The organism is Bradyrhizobium erythrophlei (assembly GCF_042430365.1).
Lineage (GTDB): Bacteria > Pseudomonadota > Alphaproteobacteria > Rhizobiales > Xanthobacteraceae > Bradyrhizobium > Bradyrhizobium erythrophlei.
On the sequence record NZ_JBHMET010000082.1, the window covers coordinates 38449 to 61458 of the forward strand.

22 protein-coding genes are annotated in these 23010 nt (G+C 64.6%); 13 read left to right on the forward strand and 9 right to left on the reverse strand.

Annotation, left to right across the window (positions count from 1 at the left end; translation table 11 throughout):
* Positions 1 to 47 precede the first annotated feature (47 nt).
* The 3 genes from ACFFWD_RS15385 to ACFFWD_RS15395 all read left to right on the forward strand — a co-directional run bounded on the left by ACFFWD_RS15385 (position 48) and on the right by ACFFWD_RS15395 (position 2998).
* Entirely contained in the window at positions 48 to 782 is a 735-nt protein-coding gene (locus tag ACFFWD_RS15385; protein ID WP_376966494.1) for a TetR/AcrR family transcriptional regulator, read from the forward strand.
* Between the two features lie 451 nt (positions 783 to 1233).
* Positions 1234 to 1683 (forward strand): PepSY domain-containing protein, encoded by a 450-nt coding sequence (locus ACFFWD_RS15390; RefSeq protein ID WP_376966496.1) that lies wholly within the window; start codon positions 1234 to 1236, stop codon positions 1681 to 1683.
* Positions 1684 to 1960: 277 nt separating this feature from the next.
* A complete protein-coding gene (locus ACFFWD_RS15395; RefSeq protein ID WP_376966498.1) occupies positions 1961 to 2998 on the forward strand; it encodes an aspartate-semialdehyde dehydrogenase in 1038 nt (345 codons plus the stop codon).
* Between the two features lie 143 nt (positions 2999 to 3141).
* On the opposite strand, the gene queA is transcribed toward ACFFWD_RS15395, so the two are convergent.
* Both queA and ACFFWD_RS15405 read right to left on the reverse strand, forming a co-directional pair.
* Positions 3142 to 4233 carry a tRNA preQ1(34) S-adenosylmethionine ribosyltransferase-isomerase QueA gene (queA, locus tag ACFFWD_RS15400; protein ID WP_376966500.1) on the reverse strand — a complete coding sequence of 364 codons (1092 nt, stop codon included), beginning with the start codon at positions 4231 to 4233 and terminating at the stop codon, positions 3142 to 3144.
* A gap of 13 nt (positions 4234 to 4246) precedes the next feature.
* A complete protein-coding gene (locus ACFFWD_RS15405) occupies positions 4247 to 5164 on the reverse strand; it encodes a LysR family transcriptional regulator (protein ID WP_376966502.1) in 918 nt (305 codons plus the stop codon).
* Positions 5165 to 5249: 85 nt separating this feature from the next.
* Between ACFFWD_RS15405 and ACFFWD_RS15410 the strand changes: the two genes are divergently transcribed.
* Entirely contained in the window at positions 5250 to 5729 is a 480-nt protein-coding gene (locus ACFFWD_RS15410) for an ester cyclase (RefSeq protein ID WP_376966504.1), read from the forward strand.
* A gap of 118 nt (positions 5730 to 5847) precedes the next feature.
* On the opposite strand, the gene ACFFWD_RS15415 is transcribed toward ACFFWD_RS15410, so the two are convergent.
* From ACFFWD_RS15415 to coaD, 4 genes are read right to left on the reverse strand one after another with little or no spacing between them, the layout of a single operon-like run.
* Positions 5848 to 6312 carry a peptidylprolyl isomerase gene (locus ACFFWD_RS15415; RefSeq protein ID WP_376966506.1) on the reverse strand — a complete coding sequence of 155 codons (465 nt, stop codon included), beginning with the start codon at positions 6310 to 6312 and terminating at the stop codon, positions 5848 to 5850.
* On the reverse strand, positions 6288 to 6731 hold the full coding sequence (locus ACFFWD_RS15420; RefSeq protein ID WP_376966508.1) for a UCP034077 family protein: 444 nt from the start codon (positions 6729 to 6731) through the stop codon (positions 6288 to 6290). The genes ACFFWD_RS15415 and ACFFWD_RS15420 overlap by 25 nt, the downstream gene beginning before the upstream one ends.
* Before the next feature lie 3 nt (positions 6732 to 6734).
* On the reverse strand, positions 6735 to 7298 hold the full coding sequence (locus ACFFWD_RS15425) for a peptidylprolyl isomerase (RefSeq protein WP_376966509.1): 564 nt from the start codon (positions 7296 to 7298) through the stop codon (positions 6735 to 6737).
* 44 nt (positions 7299 to 7342) lie between these two features.
* Entirely contained in the window at positions 7343 to 7840 is a 498-nt protein-coding gene (gene coaD / locus ACFFWD_RS15430) for a pantetheine-phosphate adenylyltransferase (protein WP_376966511.1), read from the reverse strand.
* Positions 7841 to 8122: 282 nt separating this feature from the next.
* On the opposite strand from coaD, the gene ACFFWD_RS15435 reads away from it, so the two are divergent.
* The 4 genes from ACFFWD_RS15435 (at position 8123) to trpS (ending at position 11864) form a co-directional block, all read left to right on the forward strand.
* A complete protein-coding gene (locus tag ACFFWD_RS15435; protein WP_376966513.1) occupies positions 8123 to 8380 on the forward strand; it encodes a hypothetical protein in 258 nt (85 codons plus the stop codon).
* Between the two features lie 175 nt (positions 8381 to 8555).
* A complete protein-coding gene (locus ACFFWD_RS15440) occupies positions 8556 to 10409 on the forward strand; it encodes a potassium transporter Kup (protein WP_376966565.1) in 1854 nt (617 codons plus the stop codon).
* 123 nt (positions 10410 to 10532) lie between these two features.
* Positions 10533 to 10751: a hypothetical protein gene (locus tag ACFFWD_RS15445; RefSeq protein ID WP_376966515.1), complete on the forward strand. Its 219-nt coding sequence runs from the start codon at positions 10533 to 10535 to the stop codon at positions 10749 to 10751.
* Between the two features lie 111 nt (positions 10752 to 10862).
* On the forward strand, positions 10863 to 11864 hold the full coding sequence (trpS, locus tag ACFFWD_RS15450; RefSeq protein ID WP_376966517.1) for a tryptophan--tRNA ligase: 1002 nt from the start codon (positions 10863 to 10865) through the stop codon (positions 11862 to 11864).
* A gap of 70 nt (positions 11865 to 11934) precedes the next feature.
* On the opposite strand, the gene gyrA is transcribed toward trpS, so the two are convergent.
* The 3 genes from gyrA to ACFFWD_RS15465 all read right to left on the reverse strand — a co-directional run bounded on the left by gyrA (position 11935) and on the right by ACFFWD_RS15465 (position 16009).
* On the reverse strand, positions 11935 to 14664 hold the full coding sequence (gene gyrA, locus ACFFWD_RS15455; protein ID WP_376966519.1) for a DNA gyrase subunit A: 2730 nt from the start codon (positions 14662 to 14664) through the stop codon (positions 11935 to 11937).
* A gap of 191 nt (positions 14665 to 14855) precedes the next feature.
* A complete protein-coding gene (locus tag ACFFWD_RS15460) occupies positions 14856 to 15254 on the reverse strand; it encodes a DUF2306 domain-containing protein (protein ID WP_376966521.1) in 399 nt (132 codons plus the stop codon).
* Between the two features lie 263 nt (positions 15255 to 15517).
* Positions 15518 to 16009, reverse strand: coding sequence for a single-stranded DNA-binding protein (locus ACFFWD_RS15465; protein ID WP_376966523.1), 492 nt, complete (start codon positions 16007 to 16009; stop codon positions 15518 to 15520).
* A gap of 443 nt (positions 16010 to 16452) precedes the next feature.
* Here ACFFWD_RS15465 and ACFFWD_RS15470 point away from each other — a divergent pair, with 443 nt between their 5' ends.
* The 5 genes from ACFFWD_RS15470 (at position 16453) to ACFFWD_RS15490 (ending at position 22897) form a co-directional block, all read left to right on the forward strand.
* Positions 16453 to 17193 carry an outer membrane protein gene (locus ACFFWD_RS15470; protein WP_376966525.1) on the forward strand — a complete coding sequence of 247 codons (741 nt, stop codon included), beginning with the start codon at positions 16453 to 16455 and terminating at the stop codon, positions 17191 to 17193.
* Positions 17194 to 17422: 229 nt separating this feature from the next.
* On the forward strand, positions 17423 to 18172 hold the full coding sequence (locus ACFFWD_RS15475; RefSeq protein ID WP_376966527.1) for an outer membrane protein: 750 nt from the start codon (positions 17423 to 17425) through the stop codon (positions 18170 to 18172).
* Positions 18173 to 18403: 231 nt separating this feature from the next.
* Positions 18404 to 19069, forward strand: coding sequence for an outer membrane protein (locus ACFFWD_RS15480; protein ID WP_376966529.1), 666 nt, complete (start codon positions 18404 to 18406; stop codon positions 19067 to 19069).
* Positions 19070 to 19327: 258 nt separating this feature from the next.
* A complete protein-coding gene (gene uvrA, locus ACFFWD_RS15485; RefSeq protein ID WP_376966531.1) occupies positions 19328 to 22303 on the forward strand; it encodes an excinuclease ABC subunit UvrA in 2976 nt (991 codons plus the stop codon).
* A gap of 30 nt (positions 22304 to 22333) precedes the next feature.
* Positions 22334 to 22897, forward strand: coding sequence for a DinB family protein (locus ACFFWD_RS15490; protein ID WP_376966533.1), 564 nt, complete (start codon positions 22334 to 22336; stop codon positions 22895 to 22897).
* Positions 22898 to 23010 lie beyond the last annotated feature (113 nt).

Here is a 23010-nt window from a genome sequence, read left to right on the forward strand (position 1 = left end):
TAGACCGGGACAAACCCGTCCGAACGCATACAACGAGATGAATGGGTATGGGATTGACGGCGACCAAGGCAGCCAAACGCGCCGCTCCGAAGTCGCGCGGCGGCCGGCCGACCCGGGACGCCGCGATCGAGCGCGACCAGCGGCTGATCGACGTCGCCACGCGCCTGTTCCTGGAGCGCGGGTTTGACGCAACCTCGATCGACGCGGTGGCCGAGGCGGCGCGGGTCAGCAAACCCACGGTCTATGCGCAATATGGCGACAAGCGCGGGCTGTTTGCCGCCGTGCTGCGGCTCGAAATCGCGCGCTGGCTCGCCCCGCTCGCGGCCGCAACCGAAATGCAAGTCGACTGTCCCTCTGACGGATCGATCGAACAGCGGCTGGTCGATCTCGGGCGGCAATTGCTGTCGATCAGCTGCGGCACTGACGCCGTCGCCTTCGGCCGCATCCTGACGGCACAGGCGATCAATTTTCCCGAGATCGCCAAACTTGCCGAGGAAGAAGGCTGGTCGAAAGCCGTTTCAACGACCGCGCGCTTGTTTGATCAGCTGGTCGCAGCCGGCGCCCTCGACGTCGAGGACACCACGATTGCGGCCGAGGCCTTCCTCAACATGGTGGTCGGCCACACCCACCGCATCGCGACATTCGGCATCCCCGTCGACATGAAGGCCGCCGAGAAGCGGATGAAGCTGGCGATCAGGCTGTTCCTCGCCGGTGCCCTGGGACCGCCGAACCGCCTGCCTGCATCGCCGAAGACCCCGGTACGGCGCCGGCCGCCTCGCTGACGGTTCCCGAACGTCGGGTTCCCGCACATCGTTCAGACCATTCCGTTCTTGACGATAACAAAACGAAACCGTATTGTTTTGTTCAAGAGGAAGCGGATCTGCCGTTGCAAGCCCCCAAATCGGCCCGCATCACCTGCCAGACTTCGATCGCCACAGCGGAGCCGCCGTCGCTCCGTCAGGGACGCTCGGCGGCCGACCTCGAACCGCGGGTCGGCCGTACCTATCTCCAAGTCTCCTTGTGTGCGAAGGCTGAGCGAGAAGCACGGGTTCGATGATGACGACACGACGACCATGCATGCCGGGACGCCGGACATTCGCAACGCTCCTGCTTGCGAGCGCGCTGCTGTCCCTGCCCTTTGCTTCCCCGTCTTATGCGATCGCGACCGCGGATGCCGCGAGGGACCCGCTTCAGGGCCCGGTCGATGACAACGCCGCGCTGGACGCGCAGACGGTGCGCCGCGAGCTCGACAGTTTCCGCGCGGCGCAGGTGACGCTGAGCCGCGCCATGGCGATTGCCGAATCCCTGCATGCCGGATCGACGACTGCCGACGTCAGTTTCGACGGCGCGGCTGCAACGCCGGTCTACCGGGTCAAGACGGTCCAGGAGGACCGTGTGTGGCGGCATACGATCGATGCCGCGACCGGCGCCGTCATGGAAAGCGAGGCGGCCTCGCCGCTGATGACGCTCGACGCCGAGGATCGCAGCAACTTGATTGTGCTGAAAACCCTCCGGCATCGCCTGTCGGATGCCGTGCGGGTCGCCGAGCGCACCACGTCCGGAAAGGCGATCAGCGGCGGCCTGACGCGCGAGCGCGGCAGGCTCAATTTCGTGATCGTCGTGCTCAGCGGCGCCGATCTGAAACAGGTGATCCTGGAGCCTCCGGGCGCGCGGCGGCGCTGAATGAGGCCGCGAGGGGCTCCCATGCGTCCAAAAGCCGTTGACGGACGCCAAACTCTCCCGCATAAGTCCGCGCCATGATCACTTTGACCAAACGCACCACCAAAACCACCAAGCCCTCCGGGGCCTCGGGAGGCGTGCGCGCGTAGTCGGTCGAACCGCATCATCTTCACCCGAAGCCCCGCCTGATGAAGGTCCGGGGCTTTTTTTTGCCTGCAGCAAACAGCATGATCCGGAAAAGTGGGAACCGGTTTTCCGACAAGATCATGCTCAAACCTGAATGGAGGACAAAGTGAGTAACGATCCCGTCGTCGCGATTGTCGGCGTCACCGGTGCAGTCGGCGCCGAATTCATCGCCACCATGGACAAGCGCGGCTTCCGCGTCGGCAAGCTGAAGGCGCTGGCGAGCGCCCGCTCGGCCGGCAAGACCGTCGACTTCCGCGGCAAGCCCGTCGTGATCGAGGAACTCACCGAGCGCGCCTTCGAGGGCGTCGACATCGCGCTGTTCTCCGCCGGCAGCGGCATTTCGAAGAAGTTCGCACCGCTTGCGGTCAAGTCCGGCGCGGTCGTGGTCGACAACTCCTCGGCGTTCCGCATGGATCCGAACGTGCCGCTGGTGATCCCAGAGATCAACGCGCGCCGCATCCGCGACCACAAGGGCATCATCGCCAACCCGAACTGCGCCGCCATCACCGCGCTGGTGCCGCTGTGGCCGATCCATCAGAAGAACCGCATCAAGCGGGTGATCATCGCGACCTACCAGGCCGCGAGTGGCGCCGGCGCCGCGGCGATGGAAGAGCTCGTGGAATCGACCCGGGCCAACCTCAACGGTCAGGTCTACACGCCGAAGGTGATGCCGCACCCCTACGCCTTCAACCTGTTCAACCACAACACCTCTGTTGATCCCGAGACCGGCTACAACGACGAGGAGACCAAGGTCATCAAGGAGACCCGCAAGATCTTCGAGGACGAGACGATCGCGGTCGGCGTGACCTGCGTGCGCGTGCCGGTGCTGCGCGCTCATTGCGAGGCGATCACCTTCGAATGCGAGAAGCCGATCACCGAGGATCAGGTCCGCGCGATCCTGGCGCAGGCGCCGGGCGTCAAGATCGTCGACGATCGCGCGAAGAACTATTTCCCGATGCCGATCGATGCCTCCGGGCAGGACGACGTGCTGGTCGGCCGCATCCGCAAGGACCTCAGCGACGCCAGCGGCCACTCGATCTCGATCTTCGTCGCGGCGGATCAGCTCTTGAAGGGCGCTGCCCTCAACGCGGTGCAGATCGCCGAGCTGTTGCCGGAGCGCGTGCCGGCGTGAGGTAAGAGCGCGAACCTGCGCACACCCGTCATCCCCGCGCAACGGCTTCGCCGTTGTCGCTGGAGGGCGCGAGCCTTGCGGTGCACTTGCACCGCAAGGCGAGCCTCGAAGCGTGACGGTGAATACAGTTGCGCTTGCGGACCCTACAAATCGCCGCGCGGCTCGTGCGCGCGGAACAACAGGCAGGCGTCACCGTAGGAATAGAAGCGATAGCCGTCCCTGATCGCGTGGGCGTAGGCGTGCTTCATGGTCTCGAGACCTGAGAACGCCGAGACCAGCATGAACAGCGTCGAGCGCGGCAGATGGAAATTCGTCAGCAGGATATCCACCGCGCGGAAGCGGTAGCCGGGCGTGATGAAGATCGACGTCTCGGCGGAAAACGGTTGGATGGTGCCGTCGGCGGTGGCCGCGCTCTCCAGCAGCCGCAACGATGTGGTGCCGATCGCGACGATGCGGCCGCCTTTGGCGCGCGCGGCGTTCAGGGCCGATGCCGTCTGCGCGGTGACGCAGCCCCATTCGGCGTGCATCCTGTGCTCCGACGTGTCGTCGGCCTTCACCGGCAGGAAGGTGCCGGCACCGACATGCAGCGTCAGCCGGTGCAGCTCGACGCCGCGGCCGCGCAAGGCGGCCTCCAGTGCCGGCGTGAAATGCAGCCCCGCGGTCGGCGCTGCGACCGCTCCTTCGTTCGCCGCGAACATGGTCTGATAGTCGGCGGCGTCCTGCTCGTCGGGGGTGCGCTTGGAGGCAATATAGGGCGGCAGCGGCGTCGCGCCGACGTCAGCGATCGCCTGGTCGAGCGCGGGGCCATGGAACGAGAATGACAGCGTCACCTCGCCCTCCAGCCCCTTGGCCTCCACGATCGCGTCGAGATGGCCGAGCAGGCAGACCTTGCCTTCGTTGCCGAAACGGATGGTGTCGCCGGCGCCGAGCTTCTTCGCCGGCTTGACCAGTGCCTGCCAGCGCGAGCCGTCGAGCCGCTTGATCAGGGTCGCCTCGATCTTCGGCTCGGTCTCGCGGCCGATGCGGCGGCCCTTGAGTTGCGCCGCGATCACTCTGGTGTCGTTGACGACGATCTGATCACCGGGCTCGAGCCAGTTCGGCAGGTCGCCGATGGTGCGATCGCGCAGCACGCCGTCGGGATGCACGACCAGCATCCGCGCGGAATCGCGCGGGCTCGCGGGCCTGAGCGCGATGCGTTCGGGGGGAAGCTCGAAATCGAAAAGATCGGTACGCATGTGTCGTTTGGTTCTAACCGGCAAAAGTGCGTCTGGCGATGGGACGGAGCCGGTCGCGCAGCCAGACCATGCCGGGATCGCGGCTGCGGCCACTGCACCACACCATCGCATGCGGCAGCGGTGCGATCGCGAACGGCACGTCCACGCTCCAAAGATCGTGAGCCTCGACCGCCCCCGCCATCGCCGCCGCCGGCAGCGTCGCCAGCAGATCCGACCTCGCCAGGGTCGGTGCGATCGCGGGGAAATGCGGCACCCATCCGGCAATCGTCCGGGTCAGGCCAGCGGCCGCCGCGGCAATGTTGACCGGGCTCCTCACATTGTCGCCGATCCGCACCGCGAGATGGGGCCAGCGCATCCAGTTAGACGGCCCCCAGTCCGAGAACGCTGGATGACCGCGGCGGCCGAAGCACCGCCATCCGAGCGCCCCGATCGCCTCTCCTGCCACGCTGGGCGGCCATTGCAGTTCCGATGGGACGATCGCGAGGTCGACCTGGCCTTCGGCGACGTCAAGCAGGGTCGGCGCGCGCGGCGTCGTCCATTCGACCGACACCGACGGCGCGTCGCGGCGAACCCGCGCGAGCAGTTCTGCAAACAACGCGAGCGCAAAATCCGGCACGGCCAGCCTGAACACGCGCTGCGAATGCGCCGGATCGAATACCTGCGTCGGCGACAGCACGCGCTGGATGCCGCTCAGCATCGGCCGTGCCTGCTCGATCAAATCGAGCGCGAACGCCGTCGGCTGCATCCGCACCCCGCCCTTGACCAACAGCGGATCGCCGAACTGGCTGCGCAGCCGCGACAGGGAATGGCTGATCGCCGACTGGGTCCGCCCCAGCCGCTCGGCGGCGCGCGTGACGCTGCGCTCGTTCATCAGGACATCGAACACGACCAGCAGGTTGAGGTCGAACCGGCGCAAATCGATCTTATTCATGAAACGACAATATTACTCATTGGATTAATGATCCGGCCGGGTTCATAGCACCGCTCCCCTTGGAAGAGAACAACTGGAACCCAGCATGAAACGGATATTCGCCGCCTCCGCCGCCATTGCAATCGCGACTTGCCCGGCCGCGGCCGAGATGGGCCCGGAGGCGGCCCGCGCCACGGTCGCCCCGTTCTACAAGGCGCTGAACGCCCAATTCGCCGGTGACAGCGCGGACCTCATCCGGCAGGCGACGGCCGCCGACTGGGTCTCCTGCCGCGGCAACAATCTCTGCAACAGCCGCGACGAGGTCATCGCGGGCATTGCCCAACGCCTCAAATCCGTCCCCGACCTCAAATGGGAGATCAAGGACGTGCTGGTGTCAGGCAATCAGGTGACGATCCGCGGTGAGGCGACCGGCACGCCCGCGGGCGAATTCATGGGCGCGCCGCACAGCGGCAAGTCGTTCAAGGTGATGTCGATCGACGTTCACACGCTCGAAGGCGGCAAGATGGTCCGCTCCTACCACATCGAGGACTGGATCGGCGCCGTCCGTCAACTCACCACGAACTAGCGTGATCGGACCGCGAGCGGCGTAACCGCGTAACGCTCGCACTCAATCAAGAATCAGAACGGGATGACGATCCGAAGAAAGTCATCCCGCTCCACAACGCTTCGAATGCGCGACGGCGTTACGCCGCGTCGGCGGCCATGCGCGCCTTGACGATCTTGTCCGGATTCTTCACCGGCTCGCCGCGCTTGATCTTGTCGACGTTCTCCATGCCCTCGGTGACCTTGCCCCAGACCGTGTACTGGCCGTTGAGGAAGGAGGCGTCATCGAAGCAGATGAAGAACTGGCTGTCGCCGGAATCCGGATTGGCGGCGCGGGCCATCGAGGCGGTGCCGCGGACGTGCGGCTCCTTGTTGAACTCGGCCTTCAGCTTCTTGCCGGAGCCGCCCATGCCGGTGCCCTGCGGACAACCGGTCTGCGCCATGAAACCGTCGATCACGCGATGGAACACGATGCCGTCGTAGAAGCCTTCGCGCACCAGTTCCTTGATCCGCGCGACGTGGTTCGGCGCGAGGTCCGGGCGCATCTCGATGGTGACGGGGCCCTGGGTGGTTTCAAGGATCAAAGTGTTCTCGGTGACAGCCATGCTTGCCTCTCCTGGGTTCTGGGTGGGTACTTCTTGTTTCTGAACGGGATCGCGAAGGGTCGGCCGGCCACGGCACCGCCCAGGCTCTCCGTAAATGGCAACGGCGTGCAGCGTTGCAATGTTTCCATCACGGCGATCCGGTATTGCAGCCGGTCGTTATCAGTCGCCTGCTGCGATTCATAGCTGATCCTGGGATGCCCGAGGATCGCGCCCTCGCGGTTGAAGCTGACGATGACCGTGATGTCGATCGGATTGGCCTTGTCCGGCGGCGGCGGCCGCCAGCAGCGGTGAATTCTAAGGACGACATCCCTGATCGTGTCGAGCCGCTCGGGCTCGGCCGGCGCCGCCGCCGCGGTCAGCGCAAGCCACACCAGCGGCGCGGCAAACCAGGACAGTGCCCTGCTGCGCGCCGCCGCCATCGTTCACTTGATGTCGGATGCGACTTGCACCTTCACCATCTTGTCGGGGTCGGTGACACTGCCGCTCGCGGAGCCCGGAGGCGCCTTCTTCAGCTTGTCGACCACGTCCATGCCGGACACCACTTCGCCGATCACGGTGTACTGGCCGTTGAGGCCGGATCCGTCGGCGAACATGATGAAGAACTGCGAGTTGGCGCTGTCGACGCTGTCGCCGCGCCGGGCCATGCCGACGATGCCGCGCTTGAACGGCACGTTGGAGAATTCCTGCTTCAGGTTCGGATATTTCGAGCCGCCGGTGCCGTTGAAATTCTGGCCGTCGCCGGTCTGCGCCATGAAGCCGTCCATGACACGGTGGAACGGCACGTTGTTGTAGTAGCCCTCGCGCGCGAGCTGCTTGATGCGCTCGGCATGCTGCGGCGCGATGTCGGTGCGCAGCTTGATCACGATGCGGCCCTTGGCGGTGTCGATCACGATCGCATTGGCCTTGTCGAGACCGGCGGGCAGCGGTTGCGCGATCGCGGGAGCGACGCAGAGGAGCGCGGCAACGAATGCGAGAATTCGGATCATGGAAACTCCGGATCAGGACGTCGGGATGTGGCAGGCGGCCGGCGTCAGCCGGCGAATTTCGCCTTCAGGCTAGCGGCTACCGATGACGGCACGAATGAAGAGAAGTCGCCGCCCATCTGGGCGATTTGGCGCACCAGTGTGGCGGTGATCGGGCGGACCGCGACCGATGCCGGAACGAACACGGTGTGGACCTCGGGCGCCATGGCCTCGTTCATGCCGGCAAGCTGCATCTCGTAATCGAGGTCGGTGCCGTCACGCAGGCCGCGAATCATGATGGTCGCGCCGAGTTGCCGCGCCGCCGTAACGGTCAAATTGTCGTAGGTGGTGCACTCAAGGGTGCAGCCCGCTTTCTGGACGATCGGGCCGCAGACCTCCTTGAGCATGTCCAGCCGCTCCTCGGTCGAGAACAGCGACTTTTTGCCGGGATGGACGGCGACGGCGACGACCAGGCGGTCGCACAGGGCGGCGGCCAGCCTGACCACATCGAGGTGGCCGTTGGTGACGGGATCGAAGGAGCCAGGATAGAGCGCGATACGGGGCATGGCCCCCTCCTAACCCGCCCTGCTCTCCCCGGCAAGCGGCTCCGGTTCCGCAGGTCCCGGGCAGCCGATCCCGCCTCGGCCAATGAACGAGTCCCGTGAACCTGTCCTGGCATCCCAGCGTCTACGGGAGCGAGTGTTTCGTCGCAAGCGGGCCGACGAAACACAACCGCCCCGGGACGAAACCATTTTCCGGCATGGCGAAGACACGAGGAAACTTGCGGCCGGTACAGGTCACACAACGAAACGACGGGCCGCCACGGCCCGATGACAGGGGACACCGTCATGCTCAAGGCACTTTCTGCCATCGCCGTTGCCGCGTTCATTGCTGCCGCGCTCACCGTGCTTCCGGGCTTTGCGCCCCAGGTCGAGGCCAGCACCCCGCAGCCGCTCGCGAAGGCCGACCGCCTCGACATCCGCCCGGTTGGCAAGGACTGCTCGCAGCAGCCCTGGCCCAATTTCGAAGCATCCTGCCTGCGCACCGCCGGCTCCAAGTCGATCGTTCGCGAAGCCCGCCTCGTCACCGCCGACCGCACACCGTAGCGTCACAGCTGTCCTGTAATACCCCATGGCAATTTGCGACGTCCCGTCGCAGACTATCCTTTAATGCGCCCACCGGATGCCTCCGGCGGGTGCGAGGCCATCGGGGGATTCGCACGTGAGCACGACGCCAGCCATTGCCTCCGGCCATCATCAGCCCAGCCCGCTGCCATTCGCGATCACGCTCGGCGCGCTCGGTGTCGTCTACGGCGATATCGGCACCAGCCCCCTTTACGCGCTGAAGGAAGCCGCCAAGGCCGCCGCCCATGGCGGCGCTGTCACGTCGAGCCAGGTGCTCGGCGTTGTCTCACTGATCCTCTGGGCGCTGATCCTGATCATCTCGGTCAAATACGCCATGCTGATCATGCGCGCCGACAATCGCGGCGAAGGCGGCATCGTCGCGCTGCTGGCGCTGCTCTCGGCGCGCAACGCGCAGCCGGGGACCTGGCGGGCCCAGCTCCTGATCGTCGGCCTGATCGGCGCCGCCCTGCTCTATGGTGACGGTGCGATCACGCCCGCGATCTCCGTGCTGTCGGCGATCGAGGGCCTCAAGGTCGACGCGCCGTCGCTGGCTCCCGCGGTGGTGCCGATCACAATCGCGATTCTGGTCGTCCTGTTCGTGATCCAGAAGCGCGGCACCAGCTTCATCGGCCGGATCTTCGGGCCGGTGATGGTTGGCTGGTTCGTGGTGCTGGCACTGCTCGGCATCCATGGCATCATGAAGGCGCCCGGCGTGCTCGCGGCTCTGAGCCCGACTTACGCGCTGGACCTGATGCTCCATGAGGATTTCCACATCAGCTTCGCCGTGCTCGGCGCGGCCTTCCTCGCCGTGACCGGCGGCGAAGCCATGTATGCCGACATGGGTCATTTCGGCCGCTTCCCGATCCGGCTCGCCTGGTTTGCGGTCTGCCTGCCCGCGCTCGTATTGAACTATTTCGGCCAGGCGGCGCTCTTGATTTCCGATCCGACCGCGATCGAAAATCCCTTCTTCCAGCTATCGCCGGATTGGGCGCACTATCCGTTGGTCGCGCTGTCCGCGATCGCCACCGTGATCGCCTCGCAGGCGATCATCTCGGGCGTTTACTCGCTGACCCAGCAGTCGATCCAGCTCGGCTTCCTGCCCCGCATGCATATCCAGCACACCACGAGCGACGCGATCGGCCAGATTTACGTGCCGCTGGTGAACTGGCTGCTCGCGGCGGCGACGCTCGGCGCGGTGGTGGCTTTTGGCTCGTCGGACGCGCTAGCCGGCGCCTACGGCATCGCAGTGTCGCTACTCATGGCGATCACCACCTTGCTCGCCGCGCTGGTTGCCATCCAGTGGGGCTATGCGCCGATCATCGTGATTGCCGTGAACGGCTTCTTCTTCATCATCGATGCGATCTTCTTCGCGGCGAATTCGACTAAGCTGATCGAGGGCGGCTGGTTCCCGCTGGTGCTCGCCGGCGCCGTGGCGTTTCTGATGTTGACCTGGCGCGGAGGCGTGAAGCTGGTGGAGAAAGCGCGCACCCACCTGCGGCAGCCGGAAGAGGATCTGATTGAGACCGCGGTCAACAGGTGCCACAGCCGGTTGCCGGGAACGGCGGTGTTCCTCGCATCCGCCCCTAATGGCGTGCCGCTCGCGCTAACGCAGTTCGTCAAGCACAACCACGTGCTGCATCAACGCGTGCTCTTGGTCACAGTGCAGATCGAGGAATCCCCGCGCATCCCGGATGAAGGCCGCGCCGAGGTCCACGACGTCACCCCGGGCATTATCCGCGTCATCCTGCATTACGGCTTCATGCAGTATCCAACCGTCTACGAAGGACTGAAGCTCGCCTGCCGCCAGGGCAAGCTGCCCGGCGTCCGTCTGGCCGATGTGACCTACTATATCGGCCGCGAGACCATCATCCCGCGCGAGGATATCCCGGGCATGTGGGTGTGGCGGGAGTCGTTGTTCGCCTTCCTGCAGCGCAACGCCGAGCGCACCGCCGCGTTCTTCGGCGTGCCGACCGGTCAGGTCGTCGAGTTCGGCACGGAGATCGAGATCTGATCTCGTAGCCCGGATGCAGCGAAGCGTAGTCCGGGGTCTTCGCATTTCGGCGACCACTTTCCCGGATTTCGCTTCGCTGCATCCGGGCCCCGCAATTGCCGAAAGCCCCCGGAACGAATGGCAATGTCGGACGACGCGCCGTTGTCGCTGAAACCTTGGCTGGCGATCTCGATCGATCAGGTGCAGGCAATGGCGATGCAGGGACCTTGGCGCAACTGCCGGACGTCGACGGAGGGAGCAGCCTTGCGCCGCTGCCCCGGCGCCTTGACCGCACGACGTGCCGGGTCTACCGATGTCAGCATGAAACAGCCGATCCGCATTGTCTGGTGGCTCGCCTCCTAGCGAAGGCGGCCGGACGTGAGTTGATGCAATTCGGGGCCGCCGCATCGGGCGGCCTTTTTCATTGGTTCAGCGCGCATGCGGCGATCCCATTCCAACCGAATGGAGAGAGCCATGACCAAACCGATCATCCTGACCGGCGACCGCACCACCGGTCCGCTTCACCTCGGCCACTATGTCGGGTCACTGAGGAACCGCGTCGCCTTTCAGGACACGCACGAGCAGTTCCTGCTGCTCGCCGACGCGCAGGCGCTGACCGACAACGTCAACGACATCGCCAAGGTGCGAAACAACGTCATCGAGGTCGCGCTGGACTATCTTGCTGTCGGGATCGATCCCGCCAAGACGTCGATTTGCCTGCAATCGCACCTCCCGGCGCTGACCGAGCTGGCGATGCTCTATCTCAACTTCGTCACGGTCGCCCGGCTCGAGCGCAATCCGACGATCAAGGACGAAATCCGCGCGCGCGGATTCGGACGTGACATCCCGGCGGGCTTCCTGTGCTATCCGGCGTCGCAAGCCGCAGACATTACGGCCTTTCGAGCGACGGTCGTCCCGGTCGGCGAGGACCAGGCAGCCCTGATCGAACAGACCAACGAGATCGTCCGCCGCGTCAACGCGCTGGCCGGTCGGGAGCTGCTGCCCGAAGCGCAGGCCGTCATTCCACGCGCGGGACGGCTGCCGGGCGTCGACGGACGCGCCAAGATGAGCAAGTCCGCGGGCAACGCGATCCCGCTTTCAGCCTCGCCCGACGAAATCTCGGCCGCCGTGCGCGCGATGTTCACCGATCCCGATCACCTCAGGATCGACGATCCCGGCAAGGTCGAGGGCAATCTTGTCTTCGCCTATCTCGACGCCTTCGATGACGATCGCGGCATGGTCGAGGAGTTGAAGGCGCGCTATCGGCGCGGCGGTCTCGGGGATTCCACGATCAAGCGGCGTCTCGATGACATCCTGCAAGCCCTGATCGCGCCGATCCGGGCAAGGCGCGCCGAGCTAGCCGCGAGCCTCGATCACGTCATCGAGGTGATCCGTGCCGGTACCATGAAGGCCAGGGAGGTCACCGACCGCACCAGGCACGATGTGACCGAGGGGCTCGGCCTGTTCCGATTGTGATGAGGGCGCGACGTCGTGAAATCGTCGCGCCCCGGATCATGCGAGTGACGAACCGGCAGTGGCGAATGAGTTACTCGCCGTTGCCGTTCGCCCCGTTCTCCTCTTCGGGAATGTGCTCGACCGAGACGACATGCTCGTCCTCGGCGGTGTCGAACACGATCACGCCCTGGGTCGAGCGGCCGGCGATGCGGATGTCCGCAACCGGGCAGCGGATCAACTGGCCCTTGTCGGTGACCAGCATGATCTGGTCGGCATCCTCGACCGGGAACGAGGCGACCAGCTTGCCGTTGCGGTTGTTGACGCTCATCGCGACGATGCCTTTGCCGCCGCGGCCGGTGGTCCGGTACTCGTAGGACGAGGTCCGCTTGCCGTAGCCGTTGACGGAGACCGTTAGCACCACCTGCTCCTGCGCCGACATCTCGGCGTAACGCTCGGTGGAGAGCTGGAAGCTGCCGGATGTCTCCTCGGCCTCGCCGTCCGCAACCGCCTCCTCGGCCCCGCTCTCGCCGGCCACCGCGCGGCGCATCTTCAGATACGCCGAGCGTTCGTCCGACGTGGTCTCGACATGGCGCAGGATCGCGAGCGAGATCAGCTTGTCGCCCTCGGCCAGCGCAATGCCGCGCACGCCCATCGAGGTGCGGCCGGTGAAGACGCGAACGTCGGTGACGGGGAAGCGGATGCACTGGCCGCCGGCGGCGGTCAGCAACACGTCGTCATGCTCGGTGCAGATCTGCACGTCGACGATCGCCTCGCCGTCATCGAGCTTCATGGCGATGATGCCGGAACGACGGACATCGACGAAGTCGGACAGCTTGTTGCGGCGAACGTTGCCGCCTGTCGTCGCGAACATCACGTCGAGATTGGCCCAGGACGATTCATCCTCCGGCAGCGGCATGATCGTGGTGATGCGCTCACCCTGCTCCAGCGGCAGGATGTTGATCAGCGCCTTGCCGCGCGCGTTCGGCGCCGCCATCGGCAGCCGCCAGACCTTTTCCTTGTAGACCTGGCCGCGCGAGGAGAAGAACAGCACCGGCGTGTGCGTTGAGGCCACGAACAGGCGCGCGACGAAATCCTCGTCGCGGGTCTGCATTCCGGCGCGGCCCTTGCCGCCGCGGCGCTGGGCGCGATAGGTCGACAGCGGTACGCGCTTGACATAGCCGGCGTGCGACACCGTCACCACCATGTCCTCGCGCTGGATCAGATCCTCGTCCTCGACCTCGCCTTCCTGCTCGACGATGACGGTCCGGCGCGGGGTGGCGAATTCGGCCTTCACCTCGGCAAGCTCGGTCTTGACGATGCCCTGCACGCGGGCGCGCGAGCGCAGGATTTCCAGATAGTCGGCGATTTCGACGGCGAGCTTGTCGAGCTCTTCGGAAATCTCCTCGCGGCCGAGCGCCGTCAGGCGCTGCAGGCGCAGGTCAAGGATGTGCTTGGCCTGCTCGAGCGAAAGCCGGATCGTGCCGTCCGGATTGATGCGGTGGCGCGGATCGTCGATCAGCGTGATCAACGCCTCGACATCCTTCGCCGGCCAGTCGCGCGACATCAGGGTGTCGCGCGCGGTGGCCGGATCTGGCGAGGTCCTGATGACGCGGATGACTTCGTCGATATTGGCGACCGCGATCGCCAGGCCGACCTGGATGTGGGCGCGCTCACGCGCCTTGTTGAGCAGGAACTTGGTGCGCCGCGTCACCACCTGCTCGCGGAACGCGACGAAGATGGTGAGCAGGTCCTTCAGGTTCATCAGCTGCGGCCGGCCGCCGTCGAGCGCGACCATGTTGGCGCCGAAGCTCGTCTGCAGCGGCGTGAACTTGTAGAGCTGGTTCAGCACCACATCGGGCACCGCATCGCGCTTCAATTCGATCACGACGCGGTAACCGTCGCGGTCGGATTCATCGCGCAGGTCGGCGATGCCCTCGATCTTCTTTTCCTTGTAGAGGTCGGCGATGCGCTCGACCATCGTTGCCTTGTTCACCTGATAGGGAATCTCGGTGATGACGATCGCCTCGCGCTCCTTGCGGATGGTCTCGAATTCGACCTTGCCGCGCATCACGATCGGGCCACGGCCGAGGTGGTAGGCCGAGCGGATGCCCTGCCGTCCGAGAATGATGCCGCCGGTCGGGAAGTCGGGACCGGGCACGATCTTGATCAGGTCATCGATCGAGAGCGACGGATCGTCGATCAGCGCGATGCAGGCGTCGATCACCTCACCGAGATTGTGCGGCGGGATGTTGGTCGCCATGCCGACCGCGATGCCGCCGGCACCATTGACCAGCAGGTTCGGGAATCTCGCCGGGAGCACCGACGGCTCCTTCTCGGAGCCGTCATAGTTGGGCTGGAAGTCGACGGTGTCCTTGTCGATGTCGTCGAGCAGGTGCTGCGCGATCTTGGTCAGCCGCGATTCCGTGTAACGCATCGCAGCTGGCATATCGCCGTCGACCGAGCCGAAATTGCCCTGGCCGTCGATCAGCGGCACGCGCATCGAGAAATCCTGCGCCATGCGCACCAGCGCGTCGTAGACCGACTGGTCGCCGTGCGGATGGTATTTACCGATGACATCGCCGACCGTGCGCGCCGATTTGCGGTACGGCTTGTTCCACTCGAAGCCGTTCTCGTGCATCGCATAGAGGATGCGCCGGTGCACCGGCTTCAAGCCGTCGCGCGCATCCGGCAGCGCCCGCGCCACGATCACGCTCATGGCGTAATCGAGGTAGGACTTCCTCATCTCGTCGAGAATGGAAACGGGACGAATATCTGAAGGCACCGGCGGCTCGCCGGGCTTGTCATCTTCGGGTTCGGACAAAGGGGAAATCCGGTCGGTTTTACTCGGGAATCATATAGCCCATCGGGGGTCTGATAACCACCCTTGGACGGCCGCGGCAAGCCGTTCTTCCCTTCGTTTTTTCATGCACTTACAGGAAGGGAACTGAGCTGGCGCGGCGGCTCGCTCGGCGCCCCGGAAACGGGCTTCATCAAACCGGTTTTGCTGCCTGTTTACTGGCCGAAGACCACGGCGTGCATGATCCGTCCGGGCATGAAGGTGAACAGGCCGGCGATGACCAGGGCGCCAAAGAAAATCGAGATCATCGTGATCCTGTGACGGCGCACGTTGTGGGCGCGCGCCGCCATCACGCCTGAGACCAGCATCACCAGCGAGAAGATCGAGAGCAGATGGATCGGGCTCCATGGCCCGAGCAGCCGGATCTGGTGGATCCAGAACGAGCCGCCCGCGACGACCAGCATCAGGATCACCCAGATCCAGCCGAGCGTTCGATGCGGCAGGGTTCCCTTTGGCGCGGCGAGCTGGATCGAGCCCAGCACGAAGGCAGCCATCGCCGCGAAGGCATGGAGCGGCATCGCAGGGGCGGCGTCGAGCAGCGGCGCGAGGCTCATGGTAACAGCCCTCGGATGACGGTGTCGCCGGGCAATCGAGCCGACGGAAATCATGTTAATACAATTAACATTTGCGCCTGTCAAAGGCACCGAAATCCGCCATCTATATTCTCGAAATATCATTCAAATTCAAATTATTGATGTGATATATTATTCCTTTACATAAAGTCAGAAACCAAAACAAAAGAGCCGCCCGTCCCGTGAACAACCGTTACGGAGCGAGCGGCGCTCGACAAATTGCTGAGGATCGGAACACTCGCCCGTCAGAACGGGATATCGTCGTCCATGTCGCTGTTGCGGCCGCCGCCCGCCGCGACCGCGCGGCGCGGCGCCGAGCTGACCGGACCGGCCGAGCCGAAGTCGCTGCCGCCGTCATCGGAGAAGCTGCTGCCACCGCCGCCGCCCCGGCCATCGAGCATGGTCAGGTTGGAGTTGAAGCCTTGCAGCACGACCTCGGTCGAGTATTTCTCAACACCGCTCTGGTCGGTCCATTTGCGGGTCTGCAACTGGCCCTCGATGTACACCTTGGCGCCCTTCTTCAGGTACTGCTCGGCGACCTTGCAGAGGCCCTCGTTGAAGATCACGACGCGGTGCCACTCGGTCTTTTCCTTGCGCTCACCGGTGCCCTTGTCCCGCCAGGTTTCCGACGTCGCGATGGACAGATTTGCGATCGGGCGACCGTCCTGGGTCCGACGGATTTCCGGATCCTTGCCGAGGTTGCCCACCAGGATCACCTTGTTCACGCTTCCCGCCATCGCTCTATCTCCACTCAAAACCGGGCTGACCGGATATCGGCCGCCGCTCTCAACCTTCGCCACTTACTGCAGGCGTCGCGAACGACCCTATACGCTGACACCGGCTAGATGCCTCCGGCATCGCACGGCCGTCCCGCGGTTATCCACATATAGCATCGTGGCCGGAAATGTTCCAGTTTTGTTCGATGCAACCTGCCGTAGCAATCGGCGCAATGCGCCCACACCCGCGAATTCCGAACTGGAACCCGACACCGACGGCCGACACCCTAGAAAAACTATAAACAAATCAGCGTGTTGCATCAGATTCACTTCTCCGCCGAGTGTTGCATTTGGGAGACGGCTTTTGCGGTTGAATCGGGTTATAGGCTTTGACCAATGGCGTGGGCGCTCGCGTCTCAGCCGCTTCGGGACCAACGAGAAGCGGACGGAATTGGAGACTGAGGATGAAGAAGTTTCTGCTGGGAACGGTTGCTCTGGTCGCGCTTGCCGCGCCGGCCTCCGCCGCTGACCTCGCCGCGCGTCCCTACACCAAGGCTCCGCCGATGGTCGCTGCGGTCTATGACTGGACCGGCTTCTACATCGGCGCCAACGGCGGCTGGGGCTCAAGCCGCAATTGCTGGGACGCGGTCCCTGCCGGCATCTTCCTCGGATCGGAAGGTTGCCATGATGCGACAGGCGGCGTTGCGGGTGGCCAGATCGGCTACCGCTGGCAGTCCGGCACCTGGGTGTTCGGCCTCGAAGCGCAGGGCGACTGGGCTGACCTGAAGGGCAGCAATACCAGCCTGATCTTCCCGGGCTTCTCGAACCAGACCAAGGTCGACGCCTTCGGCCTGTTCACCGGCCAGATCGGCTACGCCGCCAACAACGTGCTGTTCTACCTCAAGGGCGGCGCGGCGGTGACCGACAATCGCTACCGCACCTTCTTCATACCGACCGGCGCGCTCGCCGCGAGCGCCAGCGACACCCGTTGGGGTGGCACGGTCGGCGTCGGCCTCGAATACGGTTTCGCCCCCAACTGGTCGGCCGCGATCGAGTACGACCACCTGTTCATGCAGGACAAGACCTACAACTTCACCACCCCGGCCGGCGCGCTGTTCAGCACCGACCGTATCAAGCAGGACGTCGACCTCGTCACCGTCCGCGTGAACTACAAGTGGGGTGGCCCGGTCGTTGCGAAGTACTGATCGCGATCCGATCTCGTCCAAACGAAAAGACCGGCCTCGTGCCGGTCTTTATTGCTTTTCGGGTAGCGCAACCGGCGCTGCCACCGCTGGAACTCGTTAAGAAGTTAACGAATCGTGAAAACGGGAACCAAAACAAGTTCTTGGCGGCTGTGGCTTGTGGGTGACAGGCGTTTCCACTCCCGCGTGTTAGTTTGGGGCGGACTTCAGAATCGAAGAAGGGGTGGATCGCATGAAAAAGTTGCTGCTTGCTACGGTCGCCATCGCGGCCTTGGGAATTTCTTCGGCCTCCGCGGCTGACCTTGCCGCGCGTCCCTACACCAAGGCGCCGCCGCCGATGATCGCTGCGGTGTACGACTGGAGCGGGTTCTACATCGGCATCAATGGCGGTTGGGGTTCGAGCCGCAATAGCTGGGATTCGGTCGCGCCGTTCCTGGTCGGCCCGGAAGGCAGCCATGATGCGACCGGCGGCACGGTCGGTGGCCAGATCGGCTACCGCTGGCAGTCCGGGACCTGGGTATTCGGCCTCGAAGGACAAGGCAATTGGGCCGACTTCACGGGCAGCAACACGAGCCTGCTCTTCCCGGGCTTCGCGAATAGGTCGAAGATCGATGCGTTTGGCCTGTTCACCGGCCAGATCGGCTACGCCGCCAACAACGTGCTGTTCTACGTCAAGGGCGGCGGCGCCGTGACCGACAGCAAGTACCGCATCAACAACCTCGCCACTGGCGCGCTGTTTGCGAGCACCGGCGACAACACCCGTTGGGGCGGCACGGTTGGCGTCGGCCTCGAATACGGCTTTGCTCCGAACTGGTCGGCCGCGATCGAATACGATCACCTGTTCATGCAGGATCGTACCCTCAACTTCACGGCGCCGGTCACCGGCGCGATTGTCGCCAGCGATCGCATCCGTCAGGACGTCGATCTCGTCACCGTCCGCGTGAACTACAAGTTCGGTGGCCCGGTCATCGCGAAATACTGATCGCGCGATCCAACAATTCAGCGGAAAGGCCGGCCTCGCGCCGGCCTTTTTGTTGCCCCTGACTCGTTCGACCAACCGCCGCGTCAGTTTGCCTGTTTTCCGAGCATTGTTGTTTTCCGGTTACACATCTCCCGGTCTGTCCGTGTAGAAACGCCGCAAGGTCAGGCAACAAATGCCGACGCTCCCTTCAAGACTTGAAGGGAAACTGAAATGGGACTGGGGAATTTTGAAATGAGGAATGTTCTGCTGGCGTCCGCCGGCCTGCTCGTCCTGAGCGCTTTTGCACCGGCCATGGCCGCAGATATGGCCGCCGCACGCGCGCCTTATGTGAAGGCTCCGGCGCCGGTCGCGATCTACAACTGGACCGGCTTCTACATCGGCGGCTTCGGCGGCTACGCCAGCGAAAACAGCTCGGCGACGCCGAAGGTCAGCGGCGGTCTCGCCGGCGGCACGGTGGGCTACAACTGGCAGGCCAACAACATTGTGTTCGGTGTCGAGGCCGACGGTGGCTGGGCCGACGTCAATGCCTCGATCACGGCGCTCGGCATCACCGCGAAAACCCAGATCGAGTCGCTGGGCACCGTTCGCGGCCGCGTCGGCTTCGCGGTCGATCAGGTGCTGTTCTACGGCACAGGCGGCTACGCCTGGGCCAACAACAAGCTCAGCCTGTCGGCGCTCGGCGTGACGGTGTCGGAGAGCCACTTCCACTCCGGCTGGACCGTGGGTGCGGGCATCGAGGCGTTCTTCGCCCCGCAGTGGTCGGTCAAGGGCGAATATCTCTATCGCAGCCTGGGCAGCGAGAACTACTTCGGCGCTCCCTCCGGAGACATCAAGCTGCACAGCGCCCAGGTCGGCGTGAACTATCACTTCGGTGGCCCGATCGTTGCCAAGTATTGATCGTCTGTTGATTGTCCGCGGCGGCAACGTCGTGACCGAAAGGCCGGCCTCGTGCCGGCCTTTTGCGTTGGAGGAACCGCCCTGCTGACGGCTGCTGCCACCGGCAAACTAATCGTTGATGGCAGCAACACAGCACTGGAAATTCGCGCGCGTTCTTCCTACGTTCCAGTCCTCACACACTTAATCGGCGCAAGGTCCCGGCATCACCGGCGATGCGCGCCCAAAAAGGCGCAGCGTCGGGCGCCCGGAATTGCCGCTATGGATGAAGTGCTCAAGGCGAAGCGCCAACAGAACGCCGGCGCGTCATCGCGTGCCATCACGATCCGCGGCGCGCGCGAACACAATCTGAAGAACATCGACGTCGAGATCCCCCGTGACAAGCTCGTCGTGTTCACCGGCCTCTCCGGTTCCGGCAAATCCTCGCTCGCCTTCGACACCATCTATGCCGAGGGGCAGCGCCGCTACGTCGAGTCGCTGTCGGCCTATGCGCGCCAGTTCCTGGAGATGATGCAGAAGCCCGACGTCGACCAGATCGACGGCCTGTCGCCGGCGATCTCGATCGAGCAGAAGACCACGTCGAAGAACCCGCGCTCGACCGTCGGCACCGTTACCGAGATTTACGACTACATGCGCCTCTTGTGGGCCCGCGTCGGCGTGCCCTATTCGCCGGCCACGGGCCTGCCGATCGAGAGCCAGATCGTCTCGCAGATGGTCGACCGCGTGCTGGCGCTGCCCGAGGGCACCCGCCTCTATCTGCTGGCGCCGGTCGTGCGTGGTCGCAAGGGCGAGTACAAGAAGGAGCTCGCCGAATACCTCAAGAAGGGCTTTCAGCGCGTCAAGATCGACGGCACCTTCTACGAGCTCGCGGAAGCGCCGGTGCTCGACAAGAAATTCCCGCACGACATCGACGTCGTGGTCGACCGCATCGTGGTCCGTCCCGACCTCGCCCAGCGCCTCGCCGAAAGCTTTGAGACCGCGCTGAAGCTCGCCGAGGGCCTCGCCGTGATCGAGTATGCCGACGCGCCGGCCGCGGCCGCCACCGAAGAAAAGAAGAAGACCGCAAAGATCCACGACAAGAGCGGCCCGGAGCGCATCCTGTTCTCGGAGAAGTTCGCTTGCCCCGTGTCCGGCTTCACCATCCCCGAGATCGAGCCGCGGCTGTTCTCGTTCAACAACCCCTATGGCGCCTGCCCGGCCTGCGGCGGCCTCGGCGTCGAGCAGCATATCGACGAGGACCTCGTCATCCCCGACAAGGAGATGACCTTGCGCAAGGGCGCGATCGCGCCCTGGGCGAAGTCGTCCTCGCCCTATTACATCCAGACGCTGACCGCGCTCGGCAAGCACTACAAGTTCACGCTCGACACCAAGTGGAAGGACCTGCCGAAGAAGGTGCAGGCCGCGATCCTGCACGGCTCGGGCGACGACGAGATCAAGTTCTCCTATGAGGACGGGGTGCGCTCCTACGACACCAAGAAGCCGTTCGAGGGCGTCGTCACCAACATCAACCGCCGCTACCGCGAGACCGAGAGCGAGTGGGCGCGCGAGGAGCTCGCGAAATATTTCTCCGACGTCCCCTGCGAGGGCTGCCACGGCTACCGGCTGAAGCCGGAGGCGCTGTGCGTCAAGATCGGCGGCAAGCATATCGGTGAGATATCAGACCTCTCGGTCAAGCGCGCCGGCGAATGGTTCGAGACGGTGCCGGAGGCGCTGAACGCGCAGCAGAACGAGATCGCCGCGCGCATCCTGAAGGAGATCCGCGAGCGGCTGACCTTCCTGCTCGACGTCGGCTTGAACTATCTCACTTTGTCGCGCGCCTCCGGCACGCTGTCAGGCGGCGAGAGCCAGCGCATCCGCCTCGCCTCGCAGATCGGCTCGGGGCTCACAGGCGTGCTCTACGTGCTCGACGAGCCCTCGATCGGCCTGCACCAGCGCGACAACGCCCGCCTGCTCGACACGTTGAAGCGGCTGCGCGACCTCGGTAACACCGTGGTCGTGGTCGAGCATGACGAGGACGCGATCCGGCTTGCGGATTACGTGCTCGATATCGGCCCCGGCGCCGGCATGCATGGCGGCCATATCGTGGCGCAGGGCACGCCCGACCAGATCATGCGCAATCCGAAATCGCTGACCGGCAAATACCTCACCGGCGAGCTGTCGGTTGCGGTGCCCGAGCGGCGGCCGCCGAACCATCGGCGCACCATCAAGGTCGTCAACGCGCGCGGCAACAATTTGAAGAACGTCTCGGCCGAGATCCCGCTCGGCCTGTTCACCTGCGTCACCGGCGTCTCCGGCGGCGGCAAGTCGACGCTCCTGATCGACACGCTCTACCGCGCCATCGCCCGCAAGCTCAACAATGCGAGCGAAGGCGCCGCGCCGCACGACCGCATCGAGGGGCTCGAGCACATCGACAAGATCATCGACATCGACCAGTCGCCGATCGGCCGCACCCCGCGCTCCAACCCCGCGACCTATACCGGCGCCTTCACCCCGATCCGCGAATGGTTCGCGGGGCTGCCCGAGGCGAAGGCGCGCGGCTACGAGCCCGGGCGCTTCTCCTTCAACGTCAAGGGCGGCCGCTGCGAGGCCTGCCAGGGCGACGGCGTCATCAAGATCGAGATGCACTTCCTGCCCGACGTCTACGTCACCTGCGACACCTGCAAGGGCAAGCGCTACAACCGCGAGACGTTGGAGGTGCTGTTCAAGGGCAAGAGCATCGCCGACGTGCTCGACATGACGGTCGAGGAAGCCGCCGAGTTCTTCAAGGCGGTGCCGCGCGTGCGCGAGACTTTTAAAACCCTGCATCGCGTCGGGTTGGATTACATTCACGTGGGCCAGCAAGCCACCACGCTGTCGGGTGGCGAAGCCCAGCGCGTCAAACTGGCAAAAGAGTTGTCGAAGCGCGCCACCGGCCGCACGCTCTACATCCTCGATGAACCGACCACCGGCCTGCATTTCCACGACGTCGCAAAGCTGCTCGAGGTGCTGCATGAACTGGTCGCGCAGGGCAACACGGTCGTCGTGATCGAGCACAACCTCGAAGTCATCAAGACCGCCGACTGGGTGATCGACCTCGGCCCCGAAGGCGGCGACGGCGGCGGCGAGATCGTCGCCTGGGGCCCGCCGGAAGACATCGTCAAGGCACCGCGCAGCTACACCGGAAAATTCCTGGCCCCGGTGCTGAAGAAGGCGACCAGCAAGCCGCGGAAGAGCAGCGCGAGCGAGGCGGCGGAGTAACAGAGGCATCCATCCCGAGGGAGAGCCGACATGTCCGCCGGTCTCGTCCAAACCTACCGCGCATTCGCCCACAACAATGCCTGGGCGAACCATCGCCTGCTCACCGCCTGCGCCGCCCTGAGCCCGGCGGAGTTCGAAGCCGAGCGAGCCGGTTTCTTCCCGAGCCTGCAGCGCACGCTGAACCACATCTACGTCATCGACGTGTTCTACATCGATGCGCTTGAGGGCGGATGGCTTGGGCCGGCGGCCTGGAAGAACGAAGTGCCGTATCCTTCCCTCGCCGAGCTGAAACCTGCCCAAGCAGCAATCGACAATCGCTTGATTACTGTCTGCGATGCGCTGACACCCGAGCTGCTCGACGGCTTTGTCCGGATCAATCGCGACACGCGGGTCCAGACCGAACGCCGCGATCGGCTGCTGATGCATCTCTTTCAGCACCAGATCCATCATCGCGGCCAGGCGCACGCGATGCTGTCCGGAACGAGTGTCGCGCCACCGCAGCTCGACGAGTTCTTCTCGGCCGGAGAAGCGCCACTCCGAGCGGCCGAGTTCGCGAGCCTCGGATGGAACGAAGATACCGTGTGGAAGTCGTAGGGCGGACTGGCGAAGCGCATTCCGCCGCTGCTCTTCCGGCGGAATTGGCGTGTTACGCCTTCGGCAAACCCGCCCTCCGCATTTGCTGGTGAGTTGGCGCAAGTCGCATTTAT

Bases quoted from the DNA above. Each gene is read 5' to 3' on its own strand.
- ACFFWD_RS15420 (WP_376966508.1), bottom strand. From the start codon at position 6,731: ATGGCGGCGGCGCGCAGCAGGGCACTGTCCTGGTTTGCCGCGCCGCTG.
- ACFFWD_RS15465 (WP_376966523.1), bottom strand. From the start codon at position 16,009: ATGGCGGGAAGCGTGAACAAGGTGATCCTGGTGGGCAACCTCGGCAAG.
- ACFFWD_RS15480 (WP_376966529.1), top strand. From the start codon at position 18,404: ATGAGGAATGTTCTGCTGGCGTCCGCCGGCCTGCTCGTCCTGAGCGCT.
- ACFFWD_RS15385 (WP_376966494.1), top strand. From the start codon at position 48: ATGGGATTGACGGCGACCAAGGCAGCCAAACGCGCCGCTCCGAAGTCG.
- ACFFWD_RS15395 (WP_376966498.1), top strand. From the start codon at position 1,961: ATGGAGGACAAAGTGAGTAACGATCCCGTCGTCGCGATTGTCGGCGTC.
- ACFFWD_RS15410 (WP_376966504.1), top strand. From the start codon at position 5,250: ATGAAACGGATATTCGCCGCCTCCGCCGCCATTGCAATCGCGACTTGC.
- uvrA (WP_376966531.1), top strand. From the start codon at position 19,328: ATGGATGAAGTGCTCAAGGCGAAGCGCCAACAGAACGCCGGCGCGTCA.
- ACFFWD_RS15470 (WP_376966525.1), top strand. From the start codon at position 16,453: ATGAAGAAGTTTCTGCTGGGAACGGTTGCTCTGGTCGCGCTTGCCGCG.
- ACFFWD_RS15415 (WP_376966506.1), bottom strand. From the start codon at position 6,312: ATGGCTGTCACCGAGAACACTTTGATCCTTGAAACCACCCAGGGCCCC.
- ACFFWD_RS15425 (WP_376966509.1), bottom strand. From the start codon at position 7,298: ATGATCCGAATTCTCGCATTCGTTGCCGCGCTCCTCTGCGTCGCTCCC.
- queA (WP_376966500.1), bottom strand. From the start codon at position 4,233: ATGCGTACCGATCTTTTCGATTTCGAGCTTCCCCCCGAACGCATCGCG.
- ACFFWD_RS15475 (WP_376966527.1), top strand. From the start codon at position 17,423: ATGAAAAAGTTGCTGCTTGCTACGGTCGCCATCGCGGCCTTGGGAATT.
- ACFFWD_RS15490 (WP_376966533.1), top strand. From the start codon at position 22,334: ATGTCCGCCGGTCTCGTCCAAACCTACCGCGCATTCGCCCACAACAAT.
- ACFFWD_RS15445 (WP_376966515.1), top strand. From the start codon at position 10,533: ATGTCGGACGACGCGCCGTTGTCGCTGAAACCTTGGCTGGCGATCTCG.
- coaD (WP_376966511.1), bottom strand. From the start codon at position 7,840: ATGCCCCGTATCGCGCTCTATCCTGGCTCCTTCGATCCCGTCACCAAC.
- trpS (WP_376966517.1), top strand. From the start codon at position 10,863: ATGACCAAACCGATCATCCTGACCGGCGACCGCACCACCGGTCCGCTT.
- ACFFWD_RS15405 (WP_376966502.1), bottom strand. From the start codon at position 5,164: ATGAATAAGATCGATTTGCGCCGGTTCGACCTCAACCTGCTGGTCGTG.
- ACFFWD_RS15435 (WP_376966513.1), top strand. From the start codon at position 8,123: ATGCTCAAGGCACTTTCTGCCATCGCCGTTGCCGCGTTCATTGCTGCC.
- ACFFWD_RS15460 (WP_376966521.1), bottom strand. From the start codon at position 15,254: ATGAGCCTCGCGCCGCTGCTCGACGCCGCCCCTGCGATGCCGCTCCAT.